The 25,996-nt window shown below is 62.8% G+C and carries 28 protein-coding genes and 1 riboswitch; of the genes, 23 read left to right on the top strand and 5 right to left on the bottom strand.

Annotation, left to right across the window (positions count from 1 at the left end):
* Positions 1-16 precede the first annotated feature (16 nt).
* The 11 genes from tyrS (at position 17) to ACP7D4_RS15530 (ending at position 9,084) form a co-directional block, all read left to right on the top strand.
* A complete protein-coding gene (gene tyrS, locus ACP7D4_RS15580; RefSeq protein ID WP_426209964.1) occupies positions 17-1,270 on the top strand; it encodes a tyrosine--tRNA ligase in 1,254 nt (417 codons plus the stop codon).
* A complete protein-coding gene (dtd, locus tag ACP7D4_RS15575; protein ID WP_426209962.1) occupies positions 1,267-1,713 on the top strand; it encodes a D-aminoacyl-tRNA deacylase in 447 nt (148 codons plus the stop codon). The genes tyrS and dtd overlap by 4 nt, the downstream gene beginning before the upstream one ends.
* 49 nt (positions 1,714-1,762) lie before the next feature.
* On the top strand, positions 1,763-2,425 hold the full coding sequence (locus ACP7D4_RS15570) for a YbhB/YbcL family Raf kinase inhibitor-like protein (protein WP_426105264.1): 663 nt from the start codon (positions 1,763-1,765) through the stop codon (positions 2,423-2,425).
* Positions 2,426-3,073: a histidine phosphatase family protein gene (locus tag ACP7D4_RS15565; RefSeq protein ID WP_426209961.1), complete on the top strand. Its 648-nt coding sequence runs from the start codon at positions 2,426-2,428 to the stop codon at positions 3,071-3,073.
* 164 nt (positions 3,074-3,237) lie between these two features.
* Complete coding sequence (gene dusB / locus ACP7D4_RS15560; RefSeq protein WP_426209959.1) at positions 3,238-4,263, top strand: tRNA dihydrouridine synthase DusB; 1,026 nt, start codon at positions 3,238-3,240, stop codon at positions 4,261-4,263.
* Between the two features lie 98 nt (positions 4,264-4,361).
* Entirely contained in the window at positions 4,362-4,595 is a 234-nt protein-coding gene (locus tag ACP7D4_RS15555; protein ID WP_426105259.1) for a helix-turn-helix domain-containing protein, read from the top strand.
* Positions 4,596-4,691: 96 nt separating this feature from the next.
* A complete protein-coding gene (purH, locus tag ACP7D4_RS15550) occupies positions 4,692-6,263 on the top strand; it encodes a bifunctional phosphoribosylaminoimidazolecarboxamide formyltransferase/IMP cyclohydrolase (protein ID WP_426105257.1) in 1,572 nt (523 codons plus the stop codon).
* A gap of 117 nt (positions 6,264-6,380) precedes the next feature.
* Positions 6,381-6,917, top strand: a complete 537-nt coding sequence (gene ruvC / locus ACP7D4_RS15545) for a crossover junction endodeoxyribonuclease RuvC (protein ID WP_426209958.1) — start codon at positions 6,381-6,383, stop codon at positions 6,915-6,917.
* A gap of 8 nt (positions 6,918-6,925) precedes the next feature.
* Complete coding sequence (gene ruvA / locus ACP7D4_RS15540; protein ID WP_426105255.1) at positions 6,926-7,504, top strand: Holliday junction branch migration protein RuvA; 579 nt, start codon at positions 6,926-6,928, stop codon at positions 7,502-7,504.
* Between the two features lie 9 nt (positions 7,505-7,513).
* Positions 7,514-8,578: a Holliday junction branch migration DNA helicase RuvB gene (gene ruvB / locus ACP7D4_RS15535; RefSeq protein ID WP_426105254.1), complete on the top strand. Its 1,065-nt coding sequence runs from the start codon at positions 7,514-7,516 to the stop codon at positions 8,576-8,578.
* A gap of 50 nt (positions 8,579-8,628) precedes the next feature.
* Positions 8,629-9,084: a YaiI/YqxD family protein gene (locus ACP7D4_RS15530; protein ID WP_426105395.1), complete on the top strand. Its 456-nt coding sequence runs from the start codon at positions 8,629-8,631 to the stop codon at positions 9,082-9,084.
* A 49-nt stretch (positions 9,085-9,133) separates the two neighbouring features.
* Here the strand turns inward: ACP7D4_RS15530 and ACP7D4_RS15525 are convergent, their stop codons facing one another.
* From ACP7D4_RS15525 to ACP7D4_RS15515, 3 genes are all read right to left on the bottom strand, one after another.
* Positions 9,134-9,889 carry a BPSS1780 family membrane protein gene (locus ACP7D4_RS15525; RefSeq protein WP_426105253.1) on the bottom strand — a complete coding sequence of 252 codons (756 nt, stop codon included), beginning with the start codon at positions 9,887-9,889 and terminating at the stop codon, positions 9,134-9,136.
* A gap of 119 nt (positions 9,890-10,008) precedes the next feature.
* Complete coding sequence (locus ACP7D4_RS15520) at positions 10,009-10,449, bottom strand: DUF2147 domain-containing protein (RefSeq protein ID WP_426105252.1); 441 nt, start codon at positions 10,447-10,449, stop codon at positions 10,009-10,011.
* A gap of 33 nt (positions 10,450-10,482) precedes the next feature.
* Entirely contained in the window at positions 10,483-13,281 is a 2,799-nt protein-coding gene (locus ACP7D4_RS15515; RefSeq protein ID WP_426209956.1) for a valine--tRNA ligase, read from the bottom strand.
* Positions 13,282-13,564: 283 nt separating this feature from the next.
* Positions 13,565-13,673, top strand: a riboswitch (TPP riboswitch).
* A 67-nt stretch (positions 13,674-13,740) separates the two neighbouring features.
* Between ACP7D4_RS15515 and thiC the strand changes: the two genes are divergently transcribed.
* From thiC to ACP7D4_RS15470, 9 genes are all read left to right on the top strand, one after another.
* Complete coding sequence (thiC, locus tag ACP7D4_RS15510) at positions 13,741-15,654, top strand: phosphomethylpyrimidine synthase ThiC (protein ID WP_426105249.1); 1,914 nt, start codon at positions 13,741-13,743, stop codon at positions 15,652-15,654.
* A 2-nt stretch (positions 15,655-15,656) separates the two neighbouring features.
* Positions 15,657-15,860 (top strand): sulfur carrier protein ThiS, encoded by a 204-nt coding sequence (gene thiS / locus ACP7D4_RS15505; RefSeq protein WP_426105248.1) that lies wholly within the window; start codon positions 15,657-15,659, stop codon positions 15,858-15,860.
* Between the two features lie 17 nt (positions 15,861-15,877).
* Positions 15,878-16,663 (top strand): thiazole synthase, encoded by a 786-nt coding sequence (locus ACP7D4_RS15500; RefSeq protein ID WP_426209954.1) that lies wholly within the window; start codon positions 15,878-15,880, stop codon positions 16,661-16,663.
* On the top strand, positions 16,660-17,460 hold the full coding sequence (gene thiD, locus ACP7D4_RS15495) for a bifunctional hydroxymethylpyrimidine kinase/phosphomethylpyrimidine kinase (RefSeq protein ID WP_426209952.1): 801 nt from the start codon (positions 16,660-16,662) through the stop codon (positions 17,458-17,460). Before ACP7D4_RS15500 ends, thiD begins: the two co-directional genes overlap by 4 nt.
* A gap of 5 nt (positions 17,461-17,465) precedes the next feature.
* Positions 17,466-18,098: a thiamine phosphate synthase gene (gene thiE / locus ACP7D4_RS15490; RefSeq protein WP_426210037.1), complete on the top strand. Its 633-nt coding sequence runs from the start codon at positions 17,466-17,468 to the stop codon at positions 18,096-18,098.
* 48 nt (positions 18,099-18,146) lie between these two features.
* Positions 18,147-18,785: an ANTAR domain-containing response regulator gene (locus ACP7D4_RS15485; protein ID WP_426209950.1), complete on the top strand. Its 639-nt coding sequence runs from the start codon at positions 18,147-18,149 to the stop codon at positions 18,783-18,785.
* A gap of 313 nt (positions 18,786-19,098) precedes the next feature.
* Complete coding sequence (locus tag ACP7D4_RS15480; protein ID WP_426105242.1) at positions 19,099-19,707, top strand: hypothetical protein; 609 nt, start codon at positions 19,099-19,101, stop codon at positions 19,705-19,707.
* 2 nt (positions 19,708-19,709) lie between these two features.
* Complete coding sequence (locus ACP7D4_RS15475; protein ID WP_426209948.1) at positions 19,710-20,108, top strand: response regulator; 399 nt, start codon at positions 19,710-19,712, stop codon at positions 20,106-20,108.
* A gap of 70 nt (positions 20,109-20,178) precedes the next feature.
* Positions 20,179-21,285 carry an S-(hydroxymethyl)glutathione dehydrogenase/class III alcohol dehydrogenase gene (locus ACP7D4_RS15470; RefSeq protein ID WP_426105239.1) on the top strand — a complete coding sequence of 369 codons (1,107 nt, stop codon included), beginning with the start codon at positions 20,179-20,181 and terminating at the stop codon, positions 21,283-21,285.
* Positions 21,286-21,341: 56 nt separating this feature from the next.
* On the opposite strand, the gene ACP7D4_RS15465 is transcribed toward ACP7D4_RS15470, so the two are convergent.
* On the bottom strand, positions 21,342-22,118 hold the full coding sequence (locus tag ACP7D4_RS15465) for a LytR/AlgR family response regulator transcription factor (RefSeq protein ID WP_426105237.1): 777 nt from the start codon (positions 22,116-22,118) through the stop codon (positions 21,342-21,344).
* Positions 22,115-23,173 carry a sensor histidine kinase gene (locus tag ACP7D4_RS15460; RefSeq protein ID WP_426209946.1) on the bottom strand — a complete coding sequence of 353 codons (1,059 nt, stop codon included), beginning with the start codon at positions 23,171-23,173 and terminating at the stop codon, positions 22,115-22,117. The genes ACP7D4_RS15465 and ACP7D4_RS15460 overlap by 4 nt, the downstream gene beginning before the upstream one ends.
* Before the next feature lie 203 nt (positions 23,174-23,376).
* On the opposite strand from ACP7D4_RS15460, the gene ACP7D4_RS15455 reads away from it, so the two are divergent.
* The 3 genes from ACP7D4_RS15455 (at position 23,377) to ACP7D4_RS15445 (ending at position 25,986) form a co-directional block, all read left to right on the top strand.
* Entirely contained in the window at positions 23,377-24,318 is a 942-nt protein-coding gene (locus ACP7D4_RS15455; RefSeq protein WP_426209945.1) for a nuclear transport factor 2 family protein, read from the top strand.
* Positions 24,319-24,401: 83 nt separating this feature from the next.
* Positions 24,402-24,785 (top strand): BlaI/MecI/CopY family transcriptional regulator, encoded by a 384-nt coding sequence (locus ACP7D4_RS15450; protein WP_426107510.1) that lies wholly within the window; start codon positions 24,402-24,404, stop codon positions 24,783-24,785.
* On the top strand, positions 24,775-25,986 hold the full coding sequence (locus tag ACP7D4_RS15445) for a M56 family metallopeptidase (protein ID WP_426209943.1): 1,212 nt from the start codon (positions 24,775-24,777) through the stop codon (positions 25,984-25,986). Before ACP7D4_RS15450 ends, ACP7D4_RS15445 begins: the two co-directional genes overlap by 11 nt.
* The last annotated feature ends 10 nt before the right edge of the window (positions 25,987-25,996 follow it).

Genomic DNA, 25,996 nt, shown 5'->3' with positions numbered 1-25,996 from the left:
TTGTTATAAGTTAAACATGACCATTCCTGTATCCTCCAAGACTGTCGCCACCCCTTCCTTGCCCCTGACGGACAGTGTTTTGGAAGCACTTGCAATCACCAAACGCGGTGTGGACGAACTGCTCATCGAAAGCGAATTTGCTCAAAAACTGGCCCGGTCGGAACAGTCCGGCAAGCCGCTGCGCATCAAACTGGGCCTGGACCCCACCGCGCCCGACCTGCATCTGGGGCACACGGTGGTACTGAACAAGATGCGGCAATTGCAAAATCTGGGTCACCAGGTGATCTTCCTGATCGGCGACTTCACGTCGATGATCGGCGATCCCTCGGGACGCAACATTACGCGCCCGCCCCTGACCAAGGAGCAAATCGAGCTCAATGCGATGACCTATTTCAAGCAGGCGTCGCTGGTGCTCGACCCGGCGCGCACGGAAATTCGCTACAACTCCGAATGGTCCGACCCGCTGGGCGCGCGCGGCATGATCGAACTGGCGTCGCGCTACACGGTAGCCCGGATGATGGAACGGGACGATTTTACCAAGCGCTACAAGAGTGGGACACCGATCTCGGTCCATGAGTTCCTTTATCCTTTGATGCAAGGCTACGATTCGGTTGCTTTAAAGGCTGACCTTGAGCTGGGTGGAACAGATCAAAAATTCAACTTGCTGGTTGGCCGCGAGCTGCAGAAGGACTATGGCCAGGAGCAGCAGTGCATCCTGACCATGCCCTTGCTGGAAGGCCTCGATGGCGTCGACAAGATGTCCAAGTCGAAGAACAACTATATAGGTATCACCGAGCCTGCCAATATGATGTTCGGCAAGCTGATGAGCATTTCCGACGTCATGATGTGGCGTTATTACGAATTGCTGTCATTTAGTTCCCTGGCCGACATTGCTGCGCTAAAGGCGCAAACCGACGGTGGCCGCAATCCGCGCGACGCAAAAGTGGCGCTCGCCAAGGAAATTGTCACCCGATTCCATTGCGCACAAGCGGCCGACGATGCGCTGGCCGATTTCGTCAACCGCTCCAAGGGCGGCGTTCCCGACGATGTGCCCGAAGTGGCAGTGTCGGGCGCACCCATGGGCGTGGCGCACTTGCTGAAACACACCGGTCTGTGCGCCTCCACCGGCGAAGCGATGCGCATGGTGGACCAGGGCGGGGTGCGGATCGATGGCGCCGTCGTCACCGACAAGGCATTGCAAGTGCAGGCCGGCACGATTGTGCTGCAAGTGGGAAAACGCAAGTTCGCCCGTGTTACCCTAAGCGCATGATCGCTTTGCTGCAACGGGTCAGCCAGGCCAGCGTTTTGGTCGACGGCCAGTTGATCGGCGCGATCGACGCCGGCCTGATGGTGCTGGTGTGCGCCGAGCGGGGCGACAGCGAAAAGGAAGCTGACCTGCTGTTGGCCAAGTTGCTCGGCTACCGCGTGTTTGGCGATGCCGCGGGCAAGATGAACCTGAGCGTGGCCGACGTGGCCGGCGCCTTGTTGCTGGTTCCGCAATTTACGCTGGCGGCCGACACCAAGTCGGGCACCCGGCCATCTTTTACGCCGGCGGCAGCGCCCGCCGACGGCTTGCGCCTGTTCGACTATTTTGTTGGCCAGGCAAGAGCACGCCACGCAACAGTGCAGACCGGCCAGTTCGGCGCGGACATGAAAGTGTCGCTGACCAATGACGGCCCGGTGACTTTCTGGTTGCAGGTGGCGCCCAAGTGAAACCTGTGGACCGATTTGTGGTCAATATCATCAGGGCAGGGAGGTTGCGATGAGATTGTGGAGTGATTCTTTTACCGAGGGCGGGGCCATACCGGCGGAATGCGCATTCGCCGTCATCGATCCGACCACGCGCGTGCGCCTGGCAAGCAACCGCAATCCGCACCTGGCCTGGGATGACGTGCCGGCCGGCACGCAGTCGCTGGTCTTGCTGTGCCGCGACATCGATGCCCCTTCCATCGCCACCGATGTCAACCAGGAAAGGCGGGTGGTTCCCCTGGAGTTGCCGCGCGTCGATTTTTATCACTGGACGCTGGTCGATATTCCCGTGGCCATGCGCTTCATTGCGCTGGGCATGTTTTCCGAACTGGTCACGCCGCACGGCAAGAGCGGGCCGCTGGTGCCGTTCACGGTTAAAAACGGCACGGAGCATCAGCTGCGCCAGGGCATCAACGACTACACCAGCTGGTTCCTCGCCGATCCGGCCATGGCCGGTGAATATTACGGCTATGACGGCCCGTGCCCGCCGTGGAACGATGAGCGTGTGCACACCTACTTGTTTTGCCTGTACGCCCTCGATGTGCCGCAGCTGGGCCTGAAAGGGCGCTTTACCGGGGCCGAGGCGCGGCGCGCCATCCGCGGCCACATTCTTGATGAAGCACAAATTTTTGGCGTGTATTCGCTCAATCCCGACCTTGCCGACACGCTCGATTAAATGCCCACCACACAAATTGTATTGATCCGCCATGGCGAAACCGCCTGGAACGCCGAACGCCGCCTGCAGGGCCATATCGACATCGCCTTGAACGGGGAAGGCTTGCGCCAGGCCGCTGCCCTGGCCGGCGCGCTGGCGGCGGAGCACTTCGACGCCATCTATGCCAGCGACCTGCAGCGCGCTCACCAGACGGCAGAGGCGCTGGCCAGGCGGCAAGGCATGCTGGTGCATGCCGACAGCGGCCTGCGCGAACGCTGTTACGGCGGCTTTGAAGGGCTGTTGTATGCCGAGATCGAACTGCGCTTCCCGCGTGAATTTGCCGCCTGGCAGGCGCGCGACATCGACAGCGTGATGCCGGCCGGCGTGCGCGAGGCGGAAAGCTTTCGGCAGTTTTACCGGCGCTGCGTGGACGCCATTGCAGGCATTGCCGAGCGTTATCCCGGGCGCAAGCTGGCGCTGGTTGCCCATGGCGGCGTGCTCGAGTGCGCTTACCGTTCGGCGCTGGGACTGTCCTTGGAAACGCCGCGCGACTTTCCCGTGATGAACGCGAGCATCAACCGTTTCAGCGTGCACGGCGGGGTGTTGTCGCTGCACAGCTGGGGCGAAGTAGCCCACCTCAAAACCGGCGTGCTGGACGAACTTGGCTAACAGCGCGGCTAACGGCGCGGCAGGCCCCGGGGACCTGCCTTTTGAAGACTTTGCAAGCATTCAATCGATCTAGAAAGCATTTGCTTCATAATAAATAGTGCTTATTATTTGAGCAGTAAATCGGGTAAAATAACCGGTTCCCTCCAACCTTCCGGTCTTTGCCTGTGCATATTGGTCCTTACTTGTTGCGCAATAATGTTTTCGTTGCCCCCATGGCGGGCGTGACGGATCGGCCGTTCCGGCAACTGTGCAAGCAGCTCGGCGCCGGCTATGCCGTCTCCGAAATGGCGGCGTCCAACCCGCGCCTGTGGGCCACCGAAAAAAGCACGCGTCGCCTTGACCATGAAGGTGAAATGGAACCGAAGGCGGTCCAGATCGCCGGTGCCGTGGCGCAAGACCTGGCCGACTGCGCCAAATTCAACGTCGACCGCGGCGCCCAGATCATCGATATCAATATGGGCTGCCCGGTCAAGAAGGTGTGCAACAGCTGGTGTGGCTCGGCGCTGCTGCAACATGAAGACCTGGTCGAAAAAATCCTGGACGCCGTGGTACGCGCCGTCGATGTGCCGGTCACCCTCAAGTTTCGCACCGGCTGGAACCGCGAAAACAAAAATGCGCTGCGCATTGCCCGCATTGCCGAACAGGCTGGCATCCAGATGCTGACGCTGCACGGACGCACGCGCGCCGACGGCTACCAGGGCGAAGCCGAGTACGACACGATTGCCGCCGTCAAGGCGTCGGTGCGCATTCCCGTGGTGGCCAACGGCGACATCACGACCCCCGAAAAAGCGCGATTGGTGCTGGCCCAGACTGGCGCCGACGCCGTCATGATCGGGCGCGCGGCGCAAGGGCGGCCGTGGATCTGCCGCGAGATCGACCATTTCCTGCGCACAGGCGAATACTTGCCGGCGCCCTTGGTCGATGAAGTGCGCACCTTGATGGACGAACACTTGCAGGCGCACTACGCGTTTTACGGCGAATTTTTAGGCGTGCGCACGGCGCGCAAGCACATCGGCTGGTACGTGCGCGATCTTATCGGCGGTGAAGAGTTCCGGCAGCAAATGAACTTGTTGAAGTCCACAGAACAACAGTTGCGCGCAGTAGATGTTTTTTTCGAATCTCAACATAGTTTCGGCGAGCGGTTACAATACCGGCCCGCCAGCATTTCGCAAGTTGCATTGGCAGCATAAATTGGCAGAATAAAAACGCCAGGAAACAAGCATGTGGGGCAACGCTGCCAGCAAGAGCAGCGCTTAGAAACTAATCCAGCCAAGTGAAGCACGAAAACATGAGCAAAGAAAGTATCCAGGAAGTCGTCCAGAAAAGTCTTGAAGAGTATTTCAATGACCTGGGCGAACAGCAAGCGACGAACATCTACGATATGGTCGTGCTGACCGTCGAACGGCCGATTCTCGAAGTCGTCATGACGCGCGCGGAGGGCAACCAGTCCCACGCGGCCCAGATGCTGGGCATCAATCGCAATACCTTGCGAAAGAAGCTGCAGGAACACGGATTGCTCTAACAGCATTAGCACACTGAGTGGCCCGTGCTACCGTCGCGCGAGCCAATCGCGCGTGGCGCGCCAGTGCATCGAATTCTCATCAACTAGGCCACTCTTATGATCAAACAAGCTCTCCTTTCCGTTTCCGATAAAACCGGCGTACTCGAGTTCGCGCGCGCCTTGTCCGCCAAGGGCGTCAAGCTCCTGTCCACCGGCGGCACCGCCAAGCTGCTGGCCGACAATGGCGTGCCGGTTACCGAAGTGGCGGACTACACGGGCTTTCCGGAAATGCTCGATGGCCGCGTCAAGACGCTGCACCCAAAAGTGCACGGCGGCATCCTGGCCCGCCGCGATTTCCCCGAGCATGTCGCCAAGCTGACGGAACACGATATTCCCACCATCGACATGGTGGTGGTCAACCTGTATCCCTTCCAATCCACCGTGGCCAAGGAAGCGTGCTCGCTGGAAGACGCGATCGAGAACATCGACATCGGCGGCCCGACCATGCTGCGTTCGGCGGCCAAGAACCACAAGGATGTGGTCGTGGTCTGCGACCCGGCCGACTACCAGCGCGTGCTGGAAGAAATGGACGCGGGCGAGATTGCTTATGACACCAAGTTCATGCTGGCAAAAAAGGTTTTCGCGCACACGGCGCAATACGACGGCGCCATCACCAATTATCTGACCAGCCTGGGTGAAGACAAGGCGCACGCGACCCGCGCCGCCTATCCGCAGACGCTGAACATGACGTTTGAAAAAGTGCAGGACATGCGCTACGGCGAAAACCCGCACCAGTCGGCTGCCTTTTACCGCGACCTGGCGCCGGCGGCCGGCTCCTTGTCCGCCTACACCCAGTTGCAAGGCAAGGAACTGTCGTACAACAATATTGCCGACGCCGATGCCGCGTGGGAATGTGTCAAGTCGCTGGGCGGCCTGGGCCAGAGCGCCGGTTGCGTCATCGTCAAGCATGCCAATCCTTGCGGCGTGGCCATCGGCGTCGATGCGCTCGACGCTTACAGCCGCGCGCTGCAGACTGATCCGACGTCCGCTTTCGGCGGCATCATTGCACTCAACGTGGAGCTGGACGGCAAGACCGCCGAAGCGATTGCCAAGCTGTTCGTGGAAGTCTTGATCGCCCCGTCGTTCTCGAGCGAAGCGCGCGCCATCATGGCGGCCAAGCAAAACGTTCGCTTGCTGGAAATTGCCTTGGGCGCCGGACAAAATCCGTACGACGTCAAGCGCGTTGGCGGCGGCTTGCTGGTGCAGTTGCCGGACGCTAAAAATGTGGGCCTGGGCGAATTGCGCGTGGTCACCAAGGCTCAGCCTACCCAGCAACAATTGCAGGACATGATGTTCGCCTGGCGCGTGGCCAAGTTCGTCAAGTCGAATGCGATCGTATTCTGTGCCAACGGCATGACGCTCGGCGTGGGCGCCGGCCAGATGAGCCGTATCGATTCGGCCCGCATCGCCTCGATCAAGGCGCAAAATGCGGGCTTGACGCTGGCAGGTTCGGCCGTTGCGTCGGATGCGTTTTTCCCGTTCCGCGATGGCCTCGACGTGGTGGTCGATGCGGGCGCGACCTGCGTGATCCAGCCGGGCGGCTCGATGCGCGACCAGGAAGTGATCGACGCCGCCGATGAGCGGGGCGTGGTCATGCTGTACACGGGCGCGCGCCATTTCCGCCATTAATCAGCCCTGACATTGGCCCACTGCGTCGCCCTCGCGTGAGGGCGACGTTGATGCATGGTTCGAAATTTCCTTACCAAATTTCCCACCAAACCTTGCTCGCCGGTATAACATTCGGAGATGATTATTCTTGGCATTGATCCAGGCCTGCGCACCACGGGTTTCGGTCTGATTGAAAAGCAGGGCAACAAGTTGCGCTACATCGCCTCCGGCACCATCAAGACGGTGTCCGAAAGCGAGCTTCCCGGTCGCCTCAAGATCATTCTCAACGGTATCGCCGAGATCATCCGCACCTACCAGCCCGATTGCGCGGCGGTAGAGAAAGTGTTTGTCAACGTCAATCCCCAGTCCACCTTGCTGCTCGGGCAAGCGCGCGGCGCGGCGATCACGGCGTTGGTCGCGTCCGACCTTGATGTAGCCGAATACACCGCGCTGCAAGTGAAGCAAGCTGTCACAGGCCACGGCAAGGCCGCCAAGGAACAGGTGCAGGCCATGGTCGCGCGCCTGCTGGTGCTGCCTGGCTTGCCCGGCACCGATGCCGCCGACGCACTCGGCGTTGCCATTTGTCACGCCAACAGTGTCGATGCGCTGGCGCTGCTCGGCGCCTTGGCGCCATCGCTTTCCGGCCTGCGCATGAAGCGCGGCCGTCTCGTATAAGGGTTCCCATGATCGGACGTATTTCCGGAATTTTGCTTGAAAAAAATCCGCCGCAATTGCTGGTCGATTGCAATGGCGTAGGCTACGAAGTCGACGTGCCGATGAGCACCTATTACAACCTGCCGCAACTGGGCGAAAAGGTCACGCTGTTTACCCACCAGGCGATCCGCGAAGATGCGCATTTGCTGTTTGGCTTTGGCAATGCAGCCGAGCGCGCCGTCTTTCGCCAACTGATCAAGATTACCGGCGTTGGTGCGCGTACGGCGCTGTCGATTCTGTCGGGCATGACGATCGCCGACCTGGCGCAAGCGGTCACGCTGCAAGAAGCCGGGCGCCTGGTCAAAGTTCCCGGCATCGGCAAAAAAACAGCCGAGCGTTTGCTGCTGGAATTGAAAGGCAAGCTGGGCGCGGAACTGGGCACGCCGGGCGGCGTGGTGCAGCACGACGCCCAATCGGATATCCTCAATGCGCTGCTCGCTTTGGGGTATTCTGACAAGGAAGCAGTGGCCGCGCTGAAGAACATGCCGGCTGGCAGTACCGTTTCCGACGGTATCAAGTTTGCGCTCAAGGCGCTATCCAAAGGTTAACAGTACGTCATGAGCATTCAGACCGACGATTTCAGCGAGCAGCGTATTATTGCCGCCACACCCGCTTCGCCCAATGAAGAGGCGATCGAGCGCGCATTGCGGCCCAAGCATCTCGATGAATACGTGGGGCAGGAAAAGATCCGCGGCCAGCTTGAAATTTTCATCGCGGCGGCGCGCAAGCGCAAGGAAGCGCTGGACCATACCTTGCTGTTCGGACCGCCCGGCCTGGGCAAGACCACGCTGGCGCACATCATCGCCCGTGAAATGGGCGTGAACCTGCGTCAGACCTCGGGCCCGGTGCTGGAACGCCCGGGTGACCTGGCCGCCATCCTGACCAACCTGGAAGCGAACGACGTCCTGTTCATCGATGAAATCCACCGCCTCTCACCCGTGGTCGAAGAAATCTTGTACCCGGCGCTGGAAGACTACCAGATCGATATTATGATCGGCGAAGGGCCGGCGGCGCGCTCCGTCAAGCTCGACCTGCAGCCGTTCACGCTGGTTGGCGCCACCACCCGCGCCGGCATGCTGACCAATCCGCTGCGCGACCGTTTCGGTATCGTCGCGCGGCTCGAATTTTACAATCCGGCCGAGCTGACCCGCATCGTCACGCGCAGCGCAGCGCTGCTCAACGCGCCGATCGTCGAAGAAGGCGCGCGCGAAATTGCCATGCGTGCACGCGGTACGCCCCGCATCGCCAACCGCTTGCTGCGCCGGGTGCGCGACTATGCGGAAGTCAAAGGCAATGGCGAAATTACCAAGCCCATGGCGGATGCCGCGCTCGTTATGCTCGACATCGATTCAGTGGGCTTTGACGTGATGGACCGCAAGCTGCTCGAAGCGGTGCTGTTCAAGTTTGGCGGCGGCCCGGTCGGCATCGGCAATCTGGCGGCGGCGATTGGCGAAGAGAGCGACACCATTGAAGACGTGCTCGAGCCTTTCCTGATCCAGCAAGGTTATTTGCAGCGCACGCCGCGCGGACGCATCGCCACGCCGCTCGCTTACCAGCACTTTGGCGTGGCCGCCCCGCGCACCAGCCCGAGCGGCGACTTGTGGGATAACCTCAACGGCTAGCAGTGCTGGGCAGCGCTATTGCTGTGGATATGAAAGGCAAGTCGCACATGATGCAAATTTGGGTCGATGCCGACGCCTGTCCGGTCGTCATCAAGGAGATCTTGTACCGCGTGGCGGAACGGCTGCAGCTGAACGTTACCTTGGTGGCTAATCAATTGATGCGCGTACCTGCATCGCGCTTCGTGCGCGCCGTGCAAGTGCCTGCGGGATTTGATGTGGCCGACGCCGAGATCGTACGCCTGCTGGCGCCGGGCGACCTGGTTGTGACCGGCGACATTCCACTGGCCGCCGATGTGCTGGCCAAGGGTGGCTTCGCGCTCAATCCCCGCGGCGAATTCTATACGGTGGACAATATCGCGCAACAACTGACGATGCGCAAATTCATGGATGAATTGCGCGGCAGTGGTGTCGATACGGGCGGCCCCGCGCCCTTCGGCCAGGCCGACCGCCAGCACTTTGCCAATCAGCTCGACCGCCACCTGCACCGCCACGCCAAACGCCAATGAGCAAACAGGCAGCTCACATAGCGCTGCCGTGAATGGCGACCGTGTAATGTTAAGGCGCGTCCCGCATGAAGCCGACCGCTTCGCCATTGCCTGCCGTGGCGAAAATTTCCTTGTACGCCATGTAGGTAGCGCACAGCACGACCGGATACACAAAAATCAATCCGATGCCCAGCGGCAGGCTGCCGACGAAGGTGGCAACCCAGGACAGCACATAGAAAATAATGAACGCGGGGAAGTTCTTGACTGCGGCGGCAAAGCTGAGGCGAATCGCATCGACTGGCGCGGTGCCCTTCAGTACCACCAGGGCGGGGGCGAGCCAGAGCGCCATGACCACGGGAATCGAGAGCAGCATCATTAGCAGCAAACTGATGGCGCCCAGGGCCATGGCAAGCAATGGACTGGCAAAGACGGAGACCAGCACGGCCGCGCCCAGCACCGAGCCCAAAAACGCAATGGCCACGCCCATGCCGGCGGCGATCAGCGCCAGCATCCACAGCGGTGTGATGTTGGCCGCTTTTTGCGCGGCGGCCAGCACGTCCTGCCCATCCTCGCATGCGCGGCAAAAGAGCATGAGGGCGCCGGTGGCGAGAACGCCCAGCATGGTGGCCAGCCCGCTGCCCACAAGGGGAATCTTCTGGAGGATAAAGGTCACGATGAACAGCACCAGGCCAGCAATGATCAGCTCGCCAGGTTTTTTCATAAACAAGTTAAAGCCTGCCGCGATCCATTCGATGCCGCGGTTGATGTCGACGTGGCGAATGGTGGTAACCTTGTCTGGCGTGACGATGCCGTCTTCAGTGTGCATGTGAATCCCTTGAGTTTGTCCGGTGCGAAATGCAGGCCGATTATGCGGTGCAAATGCAGTTCTGGCAATTTTTTCGGATTGACAAACTCTGGCCGGTGCGCATTGGGCGCGGTGAGGCCTCAGTCCTGGCGGACCCAGGTCTGCGAACGGCCCAGCATGGGCACGCCGACATAGCCGCGCACGCTCATTTTTTTGCCGCCGTCGAGCAGCGTCAGCTTGCTGCGGTAGACCTTGCCGGAATCGGGATCGAGGATTTCGCCGCCGCTGTATTCATCGCCGTTTTTGTGCAAGCCGGACATGAACACCATGCCCAGCACCGGCTGATCCTTGTGGGCGCCCTGGCACTTGTCGCAGCGCGGATTGGGGTTCTGGCCGGCGGCCAGGAACAGTTTTTCAATCTGGCCCCGCACTTCACCCTTGTTTTCGGTGATCCGGATCAAGGCTTTGGGCTTGCCGGTGACGTCATCGATATTTTTCCAGAGTCCGACCGGGGATGCGTCTTGCGCAAAGGCAGGCGCCGCCAGCAAGATGATCAGGCTGGCGCAAAACAGGGTCTTCATGGTCGGTCTCCGGGAAAGGTCGTCAATACAGCCCTACAGTTTAGCAAGTTGCTCGCGCAATTTGGCAAGTGTTGCTGAAAAATTGACGAGCCGCTCGTTTTCCTGCGCCACCACGGCCGCCGGCGCGCGCGCGACAAAGCTCTCATTGCCCAGTTTGGCGTTGACCTTGGCAATTTCGCCGTCGATGCGGACGATTTCCTTGCCGATCCGCTCGCGCTCGGCGGCCACGTCGATCTCGACCTTGAGCATCAGCTTGGTGGTGCCGACCACCGACACGGGCGCCGGCGAATCCGGCAGCGCATCGACGATGTTCACTTCGGACAGCTTGCCCAGCGAGGCAATATAGGGCGCGAACGATTCCAGGCGCGCGCGCTCAAGCGGATCGTGGGCCTCGATAAACAGCGGCACGCGCACCGAGGGCGCCAATTGCATTTCGCTGCGCAAGTTGCGCGGAACGTCCGTCAGCGCTTTGAGTTCGCCCATCCAGGCTTCGGCCGCTTCATCGATCAGCGCGCTGTCGGCAATAGGATACGGCTGCAGCATGATTGAGCCAGAATCTGTATCAAGTTGCTTGCCCGCCAACGGGGCGATGGTTTGCCACAACGCTTCGGTGACGAACGGCATCAGCGGATGCGTCAGTCGCAGCGCCACTTCCAGCACGCGCAGCAGCGTGTTGCGGGTGGCTTGCTGCTGCGCCGGCGTTCCCTGCGAGACCTGGACCTTGGACACTTCCAGGTACCAGTCGCAATACTCGGTCCAGACAAACTTGTAGATGGCCGCGGCGATATTGTCGAAGCGGTAATCCGCGAAGCCTTTCGCCACCTCCAGTTCAACCCGCTGCAGCATCGACAGGATCCAGCGGTCGGCCAGCGACAAGGCCGCGTCGTTCGGCGTGCAATCGTGGCCTTCGGTATTCATCAGCACGAACTTGGTCGCATTCCACATCTTATTGCAAAAGTTGCGGTTGCCTTCGCAGCGGCCCAGGTCGAAGTTGATGTTGCGGCCAAGCGAAGCGTAGCTGGCCATCGTGAAGCGCACGGCGTCGGTGCCATACGGCGCGATGCCCGCCGGGAATTCCTTGCGCGTAGCCTTGGCGATTTTTTCCGCGTCGCGCGGGTTCATCAGGCCGGTGGTGCGCTTGGCCACCAGCGACTCAAGATCGATGCCGTCGATCAAATCGATCGGGTCCAGCGTGTTGCCTTTCGACTTGGACATTTTCTGGCCGCTCGCGTCGCGCACCAAGCCGTGCACATACACGGTTTCAAACGGCACCTTGCCGGTGAAGTGGGCGGTCATCATGACCATGCGCGCGACCCAGAAAAAGATGATGTCAAAGCCCGTCACCAGCACGGAAGAGGGCAGGAACATCTTCATGTCCGGCGTTTCCTCTGGCCAGCCCATGGTCGAGAACGGCACCAGCGCGGACGAGAACCAGGTGTCGAGCACGTCGTCGTCGCGCCGCAGCGGCGCCGTCACGCCGGCGGCGAGCGCCTTGGCGGTGGCTTCGGCCTCGGTCTTGGCCACGAAAATATTGCCGGCGTCGTCGTACCAAGCCGGGATCTGGTGGCCCCACCACAGTTGGCGCGAGATGCACCAGTCCTGGATGTTGTTGAGCCACTGGTTGTAGGTCGTGCTCCAGTTTTCCGGAATAAACTTGACTTCACCATTCGCCACTTTTTCCAGCGCCACTTCGGCAATCGACTTGCCCGGAAAGAAAGTGCCTTCCGGCGCAGGTTTGCTCATTGCCACGAACCACTGGTCGGTCAGCATCGGTTCGATGACCACGCCAGTGCGGTCGCCCCGCGGCACCATCAGCTTGTGCGGCTTGACCTCGACCAGGAAACCCTGGGCGTCGAGGTCGGCCACGATTTGCTTGCGCGCGGCGAAGCGGTCCATGCCGCGATAGGCGGCGGGAGCGGCATCGCTGATCCTGGCGTCGAGCGTGAGCACTTCGATCATCGGCAGCTTGTTGCGCTGGCCGACCTGGTAATCGTTGAAATCATGGGCCGGGGTAATCTTGACGCAGCCGGTGCCGAATGCCTTGTCGGCGTATTCGTCGGCGATCAGGGGGATTTCGCGGTCCGATAACGGCAACTTGAGCATCTTGCCGACCATCGCGCTGTAGCGCTCGTCGGTCGGGTCGACCGCCACGGCAACGTCGCCGAGCATGGTTTCAGGGCGCGTGGTGGCCACCGTGATGGCGCCGCTGCCGTCGGCCAGCGGGTAGCGGATGTACCACATGAAGCCGTCTTCTTCTTCCGACACCACTTCCAGGTCCGACACGGCGGTGCCCAGTTTCGGGTCCCAATTGACCAGGCGCTTGCCGCGGTAAATCAAGCCTTGTTCGAACAGGCGCACGAAGACATCGGTGACAACCTTCGAGCGTGGCTCATCCATCGTAAAATATTCGCGCGCCCAGTCGGGGGAGGTGCCCATGCGGCGCATCTGGCCGGTAATGATGTTGCCCGATTTCTCCTTCCACTCCCACACTTTCTCGACGAATTTCTCGCGGCCGAGGTCATGGCGGGAGATTTTCTGCGCATCGAGCTGGCGTTCGACGACGATCTGGGTGGCGATGCCCGCATGGTCGGTGCCCGGAATCCACGCGGTATTAAAGCCGCGCATACGGTAGTAGCGGGTCAGGCCATCCATGATGGTCTGGTTGAAGGCGTGGCCCATGTGCAAGGTGCCGGTGACGTTCGGCGGCGGCAACTGGATCGAGAAGGATGGCTTGGCAGCATCTTGGGTGGCGGCAAAGTAACCGCGCTGTTCCCACTCGGTGCGCCAGAACTGTTCAATGTCGGCTGGCTCGAAAGACTTGGCTAATTCCATGGTTTTATCGTGTAATTTTTGCGAAAGGAACCATTATAGTAGGACTGCCATCGGGCAACGCTGCAGCGCAAAAAAAAGTCCCCCAAAGCGGCCCGTACGCTTGCCTCCACCCTGTTTCCTCTGTTGCCAGTACACCAGGGTCAGACCACTTTTGCCGTTTTGCAAAAGTGGTCTGACCCTGGTGTACAGGCAACGAGCTTCCCTGGGGAAAGGCAGGGATGTGGGAATTTCTATATTGCCATGGATGCATGCGGTTATAATGCATTCCGCTGCCGCAAGGTGGCACACACGCTAGGGGTCCTGCAAGTCGCAATGTTGCGATGCGCGGGTGAGAAACACCCTCTGAACCTGATCTGGATAATGCCAGCGAAGGGAAGCTTGTGAGCGGCACGCTTGCCTTCCAGGGACGCGTGCCGCTCCTGTCTTCTTTTGCTGGCTCCTGCAAGCAAAAGGAGCCACATGAATGCCCCACTGAAGTTCGATTCCGCCACCGCCGTGGTGGACCAGGCCGCCATCACGCCGCTGCCCAATTCCCGCAAGATCTATGTCGAAGGCAGCCGGCCCGATATCCGCGTGCCGATGCGCGCCGTCAGCCAGGCCGATACGGCCGCCTCGTTCGGCGCCGAGCCCAATCCGCCCGTCTACCTGTACGACACCTCCGGCCCCTACTCGGACCCGCGCGCGGCGATCGATATCCGCTCGGGCCTGGCCGCGCCGCGCCTGCCTTGGATCGTCGAGCGCGGCGACACCGTTCAGCTCGACGGCCCCAGCTCGGCCTACGGGCGCGCCCGCCTGCAAGACGCCGAGCTGGCCAAGCTGCGCTTTCACCTGCACCGCACGCCGCGCCGCGCCAAGGCCGGCGCCAACGTCACCCAGATGCACTATGCGCGGCGCGGCATCGTCACGCCCGAAATGGAGTTCGTCGCGATCCGCGAAAACCTGCGGCGCCAGGAGTACCTGATCGAACTCGAAGCGTCCGGCCCGATGGGCAAGCGCACCGCCGCGCTGATGGGCCGCCAGCACCCGGGCCAGTCGTTCGGCGCCAGCATTCCAGATCTGATCACGCCCGAATTCGTGCGCGAGGAAATCGCGCGCGGCCGCGCCATCATCCCGGCCAACATCAACCACCCGGAAAGCGAGCCGATGATCATCGGGCGCAATTTCCTGGTCAAGATCAATGCCAATATCGGCAATTCGGCGGTGACGTCGTCGATCGGCGAGGAAGTGGAAAAAATGACCTGGGCCATCCGCTGGGGCGCCGACAATGTGATGGACCTGTCCACCGGCAAGCACATCCACGAAACGCGCGAATGGATCATCCGCAACAGCCCGGTCCCGATCGGCACGGTGCCCATTTACCAGGCGCTGGAAAAGGTCAACGGCAAGGCCGAAGACCTGACCTGGGAGATTTTCCGCGACACCCTGATCGAACAGGCCGAGCAGGGCGTCGATTACTTCACCATCCACGCCGGCGTGCTGCTGCGCTTCGTGCCGATGACGGCCAAGCGCCTGACCGGCATCGTCTCGCGCGGCGGCTCGATCATGGCCAAGTGGTGCCTGGCGCACCATAAGGAATCCTTTTTGTACACCCACTTCGAGGATATCTGCGAAATCATGAAGGCCTACGACGTCGCCTTCAGCTTGGGCGACGGGCTGCGCCCCGGTTCCATCTACGACGCCAACGATGAAGCCCAGCTGGCCGAACTGAAAACCCTGGGCGAACTGACCCAGGTCGCCTGGAAGCACGAAGTGCAGGTCATGATCGAAGGCCCCGGCCACGTGCCGATGCAGCTCATTAAAGAAAACATGGACCTGCAGCTCGAGCAGTGCGGCGAGGCGCCGTTCTACACGCTCGGCCCCCTGACAACCGATATCGCGCCCGGGTACGACCACATCACCTCGGGCATCGGCGCGGCGCAAATCGGCTGGTACGGTACCGCCATGCTGTGCTACGTGACGCCCAAGGAGCATCTGGGCCTGCCCAACAAGCAGGACGTCAAGGACGGCATCATCACCTACAAGATCGCGGCCCATGCGGCCGACCTGGCCAAGGGCCATCCGGGCGCGCAAATCCGCGACAACGCGCTGTCCAAGGCGCGCTTTGAATTTCGCTGGGACGACCAGTTCAACCTGGGCCTGGACCCGGACAAGGCGCGCGAATTTCACGACGAGACGCTGCCCAAGGATTCGGCCAAGGTGGCGCACTTTTGCTCGATGTGCGGCCCGCATTTCTGCTCGATGAAGATCACCCAGGAAGTGCGCGAATACGCCGCCGCCTTTGGCGTGAGCGAGGTCGACGCGCTCAAGCAGGGCATGGCAGTCAAAGCCATCGAGTTCGTGAAAAACGGCGCGCAACTGTACCGCAAGGCGTAACCATGATCGATATCGAAGTAAACGGCGAACCCAAAACCGTGGCCACCTGGATGACGCTGCAGGAACTGATCGAGCACCTCGCCGTGCCCAACCAGGCCGTGGCGCTGGCGGTCAACCGCAACGTGGTGCCGCGCCAGCTGTGGAAAATGCGGGTGCTGCTCGCGCAAGACAAAATTGACATCGTGCGCGCCATTGGCGGCGGCTGAAACCCATGGAGACAATCATGAAACAAGACGACATGCTGACCATCGCCGGCAATGCTTACCGATCGCGCCTGCTGGTGGGCAGCGGCAAATACCGCGACCTGGCGCAAACGCGCGCGGCCACCGACGCGGCCGGCGCCGAGATCGTGACGGTGGCGATCCGGCGCATGAACATCGGCCAGGACGTGAACGCGCCCAGCCTGCTCGACGTGCTGCCGCCCGACCAGTACACCATCCTGCCCAACACCGCCGGCTGCTACAACGCCAAGGATGCGGTCTATACGCTGCAAATGGCGCGCGAACTGCTCGGCGGGCGCAAACTGGTCAAGCTGGAAGTGCTGGGCGACGAAAAAACGCTGTTTCCGCACATGCCAGAAACGCTGCTGGCGGCCGAAACGCTGGTGCGCGACGGCTTTGACGTCATGGTCTACTGCAGCGACGACCCGATCCAGGCGCGCATCCTGGAAGGCATCGGCTGCGTGGCGATCATGCCGCTCGCGTCCCTGATCGGTTCGGGCATGGGCATCCTCAATCCGTGGAATTTGTCGCTGATTATCGAGCAGGCCAAGGTCCCGGTGCTGGTCGACGCCGGCGTGGGCACCGCGTCCGACGCGGCCATCGCCATGGAACTGGGGTGCGACGGGGTGCTGATGAATAGCGCCATCGCGCTCGCGCACGACCCGGTGCGCATGGCCGGCGCCATGCGCCTGGCGGTGCAGGGCGGGCGTGAAGCGTTTCTAGCCGGGCGCATGCCGCGCCGCTTTGCCGCTTCGCCCTCGTCGCCCGTGGCCGGGCGCATGACGTGACGAGCGGGGGCACCTGCGTTTCGGTGCTGGTCTTTTCCGGCCTCGATCCTTCGGGCGGGGCCGGCATGGCGGCCGACCTGGCCGCCATCGCCGCGCACGGCGTGCACGCGCTGCCCATCATCACGGCGCTCACGGTGCAGGACCAGAACCGTGTGTATGGCGTCGAGCCGGTCGACAGCGCCATGCTGGTGCGCCAGGCCGACGCGTTGACCGGCGCGCTGCGCATCGACGCCGTCAAGATCGGCATCCCGGGCAGCGGCGCCAACGCTGAAGTCATCGCCCGCATCATCGCCCGCCTGCGTGAAAAGAACCCGCGCCTGCCCGTGGTGCTCGACCCGGTGCTGGCCAGCGGCCATGGCGACGCGCTCGCCGTGGGCGACGCGCGCGCCGCGCTGGCGCCGCTGCTGGCGCTGGCCACGCTGGTCGTGCCCAATCTGGCCGAGGCCGCGGCGCTTGACTGTTCGCCGTGCCCGCACGTGCTGGTCACCGGCGGCCACGGCGACGGCCCGTTCGTGATCAACCGCTATCTGGGCGCGGGCCACGGTCACCACGATCGACTCTGGCGCTGGCCGCGCCTGCCCGGCCAGTTTCACGGCAGCGGCTGCACGCTGGCCGCCGCCATCGCGGCCCGGCTGGCGCTGGGCGACGACATCGGCGCCGCGCTCGGCGCCGCCCAGGCCTTTGTGCACGCCACGCTGGCCGGGGCCTACAGCATCGGCCCCGGCCAGCGCATCCCGCGCCGCATCCAATCCTGGACCCCAAGCTTGGACCCTGAACCCGGAATCGATCGATGGTAAATACTATGCAAGGCCTGTACCTGGTCACCCCCAACTGGGACGACACCGCAAAACTGCTGGCCTGTACCGAACGCGCGCTGGCCGCCGGCGCCGCCCTGGTCCAGTACCGCCACAAGCACGCCGGCGCCGAACTGCTGCGCCAGCAGGGCGCCGCCTTGCTGGCGCTGTGCCGCCGCTACCGCCGCCCGCTGGTCATCAACGACCATGTGGCGCTGTGCCTGACGCTCGACGCCGATGGCGTGCACGTGGGCGGCACCGATGTGTCGGTGGCCGAGGCCCGCGCCGCGCTGGGGCCGGAAAAAATCGTCGGCGCTTCCTGCTACGGCGACCTGGCGCTGGCGCGCGAAGCCGAACGGGCCGGCGCCAGCTACGCCGCCTTCGGCGGCTTTTACCCGTCCACCGTCAAGCAGTACAGCGTCAGCACCGAGCCCGACATCGTGCTGCACGCGCGCGCCACACTGGCCGTGCCGGTGGTGGTCATCGGCGGCATGACGAGCGCCAACGCCGCCCCGCTGGTCGAGCGCGGCGCGGCCCTGGTCGCGGCCATTACCAGTGTCTACATGGCCGACGATCCGGGGGCGGCCGTGCGCGCTTTCGACGCACTGTTCGCGCGCGCTGGACACAGGGCAACAATATAGGGCAAACTTCTGGCTCACCAACACGATGTAATCGAGGAAATCTTGCCCATGAGCGCCGCTCCCGCCGTCAAACGCCGCATCCTCGTCGTCGATGACGATCCGCTCCTGCTCACTTTCCTGACCGAAGTCATCGGCTACGCCGGCTACGACACCGTCACCGCCTCGTGCGCCGAGGAAGCACTGGCCGTCATCGCCACGGGCGAGCCCGACCTGGCCTTGCTCGACATCACCATGCCCGGCATGAGCGGCCTGGAGCTGGCGGCAAGGCTGAAGGCAGACACCAGCGTGCCGTTCATGTTTCTCTCGGCCGTGGACGACAGCGAGTCGGCGCGCCAGGCGGCGGCGCACGGCGCGGTCGGCTACCTGGTCAAGCCGGTTGACGCGGCGCGCCTGATGCCCGCTTTCGAAGCAGGCCTGGCGCGCGCCGACGATATCCGCCAGCTGCGCCGCACCGAAGTGAACCTGAATGCGGCGCTGGTCGCCGGGCGCGAAACCAGCGTGGCGGTGGGCCTGTTGATGGGCAAGTTTCAGACCGACCGCAACACCGCCTTCGAGGTGCTGCGCGACCATGCCCGTTCGAGCCGGCGCAAGATTAATGAAGTGGCCGACCAGTTGCTGGCGGCCGAGGAGACGCTCAACAGCCTGCACAGCGCCTTTGCCGAGCGGCTGAAAGCAAAGTCATCCTGAGCGCTGGAATATTGATGGAATTTCTACTATGCGCAGAATAGACAAATTCTATCGATAAGTTGCATCAGTGCAAGGCAGGCTTGCGCTATGATCTGTTCATTGGCGTCTAATTTGTTTGCCGCTCGTTGTCCCCACGGTGTTCGCCCCAAAAACGCGCACGCCGCGCGACCCAACCCAGCCGCCTTGTACACGCGGCGCCAAGTATCTTCCTGTCGGCCCAGCTCCGCCGCTTCAGTTCCCGAACCTGATGCGCGCACAGCTTGGCGCGCCCGGATTCGGCCGTTTGTTTGTCCGAATACGAAAGGAAGTTGCCATGAAGCCGACGCACCCTGCCACCCATTGCCTGTCAGCCGCCCGCCACTTGGTGCGTAGCGGCAAGGCCGGCACGCTGGCCTGCGCCCACACACCGGCGCGTCACCGGACGGCGCCAGGGCAGGCGGATGCCGCCCTCGTCGCCGCTGTTGCCGCTGTTGATGTTGCTCTAACTGTTGCTGTTGCTTGCGCTACCCGGGGCGCCGCCAAACAATATCGGCAACTGGCGCCGGCCGACACTGGGTTTCCGCGCGTGCTGCATATCGACACCCAAACCGGCACCGCCGCCGTGCTCGCCAGCCTGCTTGGCAGCGGCGTGCACGTCACCCACGTTGGCACGCTGGCGCAGGCGCGCCGGCTGCTGCAGGAGCAGATTTTTTCGCTGGTGATCCTCGATCCTGCCTTGCCGGACGCCGCCGCGAGCGCGCTGCCGGAGCTGCAAACGCTGCTGGACGGCACGCCCTTGCTGGTCTATACCGACCAGCCTGTTGCCTGGCGCGACGCTTTGCCGAGCGTGCGTTTGTCGAAATCGTCGACCACGGCGCGCCAGCTGTGGACGGCAATGTCCGCCATGCTGTGGAACACAAGCGCACTGAGCGCGGGAGACTAAGCATGAGCAAAGTGCTCAAATCGATCCTGTACGTGGAAGACGACCTGCACGTACGCACCACTGCCAAGCTGGTGATGGAAGTGATCGGCAAGTTCGACGTACGCGATTGCAGCTCTGGGCGCGAAGCGCTGCTGGCCGCGCGCGACTTCGCGCCCGACCTGATTTTGCTCGACGTGCTCATGCCCGAGCTGGACGGCGTCACTACCCTGGCCATGCTGCGCCGCATGCCGCACCTGGCGCACGTGCCGGCGCTGTTCGTCACGGGCCTGACCTCGGAAGCCGACATCGCGCGCTATATGGACGCCGGCGCCATCGGCGTGATCCCGAAGCCGGTGCTGCCGATGCGCCTGACGGGCCAGTTGCATTCCATGTGGAACAAGCACGAGGCCGCGCTCACTTGAGGATGCGCTGGCATGGCGCGCCCCGGCTTGCTATGATGGTGAACACCCATTCTTCAGGCCCGGAAAAAACATGAAAACCAAAGCAGCGATCGCATGGAAGGCGGGACAACCGCTGACAATTGAAGAGGTAGAACTGGAAGGCCCGAAAGAAGGCGAAGTGCTGGTCGAAATCAAGGCCACCGGCATTTGCCATACCGATTACTACACGCTCTCGGGCGCCGACCCGGAAGGCATTTTCCCGTCCATCCTGGGGCATGAAGGCGCCGGCATCGTGGTTGATGTCGGCCCGGGCGTAAAGAGCATCCGCAAGGACGACCACGTCATTCCGCTGTATACCCCGGAATGCCGCCAGTGCAAATTTTGCCTCTCGCAAAAGACCAACCTGTGCCAGTCGATCCGCTCGACCCAGGGCCGCGGCCTGATGCCCGACGCCACCAGCCGCTTTTCCATCGACGGCAAACCGATCTTCCATTACATGGGCACGTCCACGTTCTCGAACTACATCGTAGTGCCCGAAATCGCGCTGGCCAAGGTGCGCTCGGATGCGCCGTTCGACAAGATCTGCTACATCGGCTGCGGCGTGACCACCGGCGTGGGCGCGGTGCTGTTTACGGCCAAGGTGGAGGCGGGCGCCAACGTAGTCGTGTTCGGGCTGGGCGGAATCGGCCTGAACGTGATCCAGGCCGCGCGCATGGTCGGCGCCGACAAGATCATCGGGGTCGACATCAACCCGGGCCGCCAGGAGATGGCGCGCAAGTTCGGCATGACGCACTTTGTCAACCCGACCGAGGTCGAGAACGTGGTCGATGCCATCGTCGGTCTTACCGACGGCGGCGCCGACTACAGCTTCGAGTGCATCGGCAATGTGACGACCATGCGCCAGTCGCTCGAGTGCTGCCACAAGGGCTGGGGCCAGTCGATCATCATCGGCGTGGCGGCGGCTGGGCAAGAGATCTCGACGCGGCCGTTCCAGCTGGTGACGGGGCGCGTGTGGAGGGGTTCCGCGTTCGGCGGCGCGCGCGGGCGCACCGACGTGCCCAAGATCGTCGACTGGTACATGGAAGGCAAGCTCAATATCGACGACCTGATCACGCACCGGCTGCCGCTGGAGCGGATCAATGAAGGGTTTGATCTGATGAAGAGCGGCGAGTCGATCCGGTCGGTGGTGCTGTACTGATTCCTGGCAGGGGCTTGTGCAAAGAGTAGGTCGGAATGCGCTTTCGCTTTTCCGACCTACAACGCCGCTCCCGCGGTGCCAAACTCCCGCAGCGCCTCCCGGTAATTGCGGCTCAGCGTCAGCCTGCTCCCGTCGCTCATCATCACCAACAGATCCCCGCCAAACCACGGCAGCAGCTTTTTCACGTGGTCCAGGTTCACGATATGCGACCTGTGAATGCGCCTGAACACGGTTCCGTCCAGCCGCTCCAAGATCCCCGCCATCCGTTCGCGCATCAGGTGCTCGCCGCCGACCGTATGCAGCCGTATGTAATTGCCCTCGGCGCTGATATGCATGATGTCCGCCGCGCGCACCAGGTGTTGCGCCTCTCCGCTGCGCACCAGAATGCGGTCCTGTCCGGACCTGGCTGCGGCCACTTCCTTGAGCACCGCCCCCAATTGATCCCGGAACTGTTCCTGCCCGGCGCCCAGCCAGCGCCTGGCCTTGTCCATCGCCACCGTAAAGCGCTGCTGGTCGAACGGCTTGACCAGGTAATCCATCGCGTTGGCGTTGAAGGCGCCCAGCGCATAATGGTCGTACGCGGTTGCGAAGATGGTCGCCGGCATGTTCGCCGCGCCGATGCGCGCGGCCACTTCCAGCCCGTTCAGCTCCGGCATTTCCACGTCCAGAAACACCAGGTCGGGCGTCAATCGCGCGATGTCGTCGCACGCTTGACGCCCGTTGCGCGATTCGCCCACCACCTCGCAATCAATATGGCCGGCTAGGAACTGCGACAGGCGCTTGCGCGCCGACGTTTCGTCATCGGCCAGCAGCACGCGGATAGGGGCGCTCATGCCGCCGCGCGCAGCGGCGCGCGCAGGGGAATGCTGATGCGCGCGATGGTGCCGCACGCCGAGCGCAACAGCGCCAGTTCCTGGGCGGCGCCATACAGCGCTTCCAGCCGCGAACGCGTATTGCTAAGGCCGATGCCGAAGCCTTTCTGCTGCGCCGCCTGGGGCGGGGCGTCGTCTTCCACTTCCAGCAGCAGCGAGGCGCCCCGCGCGTAGGCGCGGATCACGATGCGCCCGCCGTCGGCGCGCGGCGCCACGCCGTACTTGATCGCGTTTTCCACCAGCGGCTGCAAGATAAAGGGCGGAATCGACTCGTCCTGCAAATGGTCGGGAATCGCCCATTCGACCGCGAGGCGCTGCTCAAAGCGGATTTTTTCGATATCCAGGTAGGCCTCGATGAAGCTTATCTCCTGCTTGAGCGTGACGAGCGGCTTGTCCGATTCGCGCAGCGAGGTGCGCAGCATATCGCTGAGGCGATTGAGCATGCGGTCGGCGGTGGCAACGTCATAGTGCATCAGCGAGCCGATCGCATGCAAGGTATTGAACAGGAAGTGCGGCTGCAGCTGCAGCTTCAGGCTTTGCAGCTGCGCGCGCACACAGGCGGTCTTGTGTTCGGCGATCTGCAAGTCGCGCCGGCGCGCCAGCTTGAGAGCGTCGTTCAACTGGACGATGCCGACAAAGCCGAAGTAGGTCAGCAGACCAATGTGGAAGCAGTTTTGAAAGGCGATGAAGATCAGCTGGTAGGCGGTTTTGTCCATGAACGCCGTGGTCAGGCCGGCAAACAGCCAGTGCCCCAGCGTGATGTCGATCTGGGTGGTGACGCCGCCCAGCAGAAGATGAAACAGCCACGAACGCCAGTGCATGCGCAGCGGATAGCGCCGGATCAGCGGCAGGACCAGCAAGCCAAGCAGCGCCCAGGCGCCGAAGTGCGCGGCATTGAAGACGAAGTTCATATACAGCGGCACGTCGAAGATCGCGCGCAAGAAATTGTAGCCGCCCGCAAGCGCCCAGGCGCCCCAGTAAATGCGCGGGGGCAGGGTACGCAGGCTCGTTAGCATGGCTGTCAGTGGCGGTGGCATGGGAAGTGGGCGCAGTTTGCTAGAACGGGAGTGTGCCATGCCGTGGCGCGCCCTGGCGATGGATTTCGTCACGCATCCGTCACGGCTCATCCCAAGCCGGTCGCTGCCGCCGGGTTGTTGGGGCAAGCTGCATTCGTGCCCGAATCCGACGGCACCGACAACACCGACAAGGAATGCACCGCATGAAATCGACCCGCCCCACCAAGTACAAAGTACTGTTCTCCGGCGCCCTGATGGCGCTGGCCGCATTGCCGGCGCACGCAGGCCACAAGGAAGATGTGGAGCGCTACAACAAGGCGCTGGTGACGCACTTCCTCACTGCCATTGGCAGCACCGCCGACGCCGACGCCGTCGTGCGCCGCCAGGTGGCGCCTCACGTGATCCAGCACGATCCGCTGGTGACGTCCGGGCGCGACGGCACGGCCGCCTGGATTCGCGAACTGCGGGCCCGCTCGCCGGCGCAGGCCATCAGCGTCAAGCACCTGCTGTCCGACGGCGACCTGGTGTTCGTTCACTCGCACATCTCGGCCACGCCGGCCAATGACATGAGCGGCACCAACCGCTATGACTTCTACCGCCTCGACAAAGGCTGGATCGTCGAGCACTGGGCGGTGCAGGCCAAGGTGCACGCCACGTCGGCCAACGGCAATTCGCAGTTCAGCAACCTGTACGCCTACCCAGCCTCGCCCGGGCCGGCCGTCATGACGGCGCAGCGCACCGAGATGAACCGCCTGATGCTGACCACGCTGTCGGACGAAGTGTTCGGCAAGAAGAACTTCGGCCTGCTCGACCGGATGTGGGGACCGAATTACATCCAGCACAATCCCTTCGTCGGCAACGGCCGCGCTGCGCTGGCGGCGGTGATCCAGTACATTGCCGCGCCCGGGTCCATGTATCGCGTGGTGCGCGCGATGGCCGAGGGCGACCTGGGCGTGGTCTGCTCCCAGAACCAGGATGAGGGGAGCGACCCGAAGAATGAATTTTCGGGCGTCACCGTGTGCGACATGTACCGCGTGGCCAACTTTGAACTGGTTGAGCACTGGGACGTCGCGCAAGCGGTGCCGACCTCTTCGCTCAACGGCAACTCGATGTTCAGCTCGCTGTACCGCAAGGCCGAACGCTAGCCAACAAACGCTTGACTCTTCCGATTACAACTGTAATCATGATGCTGTGATTACGCGTGTAATCGCAGCATCCGGGAGAGGCAATGAGCAAACAGACAGCAATCAGCGACGCCGAGTCGCTCGTCATGGACGTGGTGTGGCGCGGACCGCCCGGCATGCCGGCCGAGGACATCATCGCCGCCCTGGTCAGCGAGCAGCGCTGGCAGGAAGCGACCGTCAAGACGCTGCTCAACCGGCTCCTCAAAAAAGGCGCGCTCAGTGCCGGCAAGGACGGGCGCCGCTACCTGTACACGGCAGTGCTCAAGCGTGAACAATGGGTCAGCAGCGAAAGCACCAGCATGCTCGACCGGCTGTTCGGCGGACGCGTGGCGCCGCTGGTGGCGCACTTCGGCAAGCACCGCAAACTGAGCGCGGCCGATATCGCCGAACTGAAGAAACTGGTCGAGGAGCTCGGCGATGGCACATAGTGTGCTCGATCTGCTCGATCTGCTCGATCTTCTGGCCCGGCTGGCGCTGGCAAGCACCTGCGCCATCGTCATGGTCTTGCTGGTGCGTCGCCCGCTGCGTGCCTTTGGGGGCGCCGCCGGCGCGTACCTGTGCTGGCTGGCCGTCCCGGCTGCGCTGCTCGCTGCGGCGCTCCCCGTACCGACAGCCGCTCCCGTCACCGTGCTGGCGCTGGCGCCGTCGCTCAAGGCCTCGCTGCTGGTTGCCAGCGTGGCCCCGGCCGCCATCGAATGGCTAACATGGCTGGACTGGCTGGCGCGGCTCTGGGCTGGCGGCGCGCTCGCTACCGGCGTGCTGTTCGTGCTTGGCCAGCGCGCCTTTGTGCGCAGCCTCGGTGGCCTGACAGAACGCGATGGGATTTTTCATGCGGCCAGCGCGCGCCATGGTCCCGTTTTACTGGGCCTGTTTCGCCCGCGCGTTGTCGTCCCCGCCGATTTTACGGCGCGCTACAGCCTTGATGAACAGGCGCTGATCATTGCCCACGAACGCCAGCATGCCGCCCGGCGCGACCCCGCCGCCAACGCCTTGCTGGTGGTGCTGCAGAGTGCGTTCTGGTTCAATCCCCTCATGCACGTCGCAGCGTCGCGTTTTCGCTTTGACCAGGAACTGGCCTGCGACAGCGCCGTCATGGCGCGCCACGGCGCCGCTCGCCAGGCTTACGCCGCGGCGATGCTCAAGACCCAGGCGGCAGGCGCTTTGGCGCTGGCCACCTGCCACTGGCAATCAAGCCACCCACTCAAGGAGCGCATCATGCAACTGAAAAAATCCACCAGCACCCCACGGCGCCACGCCACGGGCCTGATCGTCGCGCTACTGGCCTGCGCCAGCATGCTTGGCACCGTCTCGGCCCGCGCCGGCGGCGAGACTTACGATATCGCCGTCAAGTTTGCTGACGGACCTGGCACTACCTCGGCCAAGGTGCGCGTCAAGGCGGGAGAAGAGTTCGCGCTGCGCTCGGATCAGCCGGGCCCTGTCTGGAGCGGGGTGTTCACGGTCACGCCGGCGGCGGGCGACGCGGTGATGGTCAAGATGAAAGTGACGCCGGAAAGCGGGATCGTCGCCTCCCCCATGCTGCTGCTGAAACTGGGGCGGCCTGGCGCGGTGCGCGAAGGCGACGCGGCCAAGCCAACCTTCCAGATCGGGTTGACGGTCACGCGCGCCTGATGCGCAAGGG

The organism is Massilia sp. TWP1-3-3 (genome assembly GCF_049897805.1).
In the GTDB taxonomy this organism is placed as follows: domain Bacteria; phylum Pseudomonadota; class Gammaproteobacteria; order Burkholderiales; family Burkholderiaceae_D; genus Telluria_A.
The sequence above is the reverse complement of the archived record's forward strand: the minus strand, read 5'-3'. Positions and strand labels throughout refer to the sequence as shown.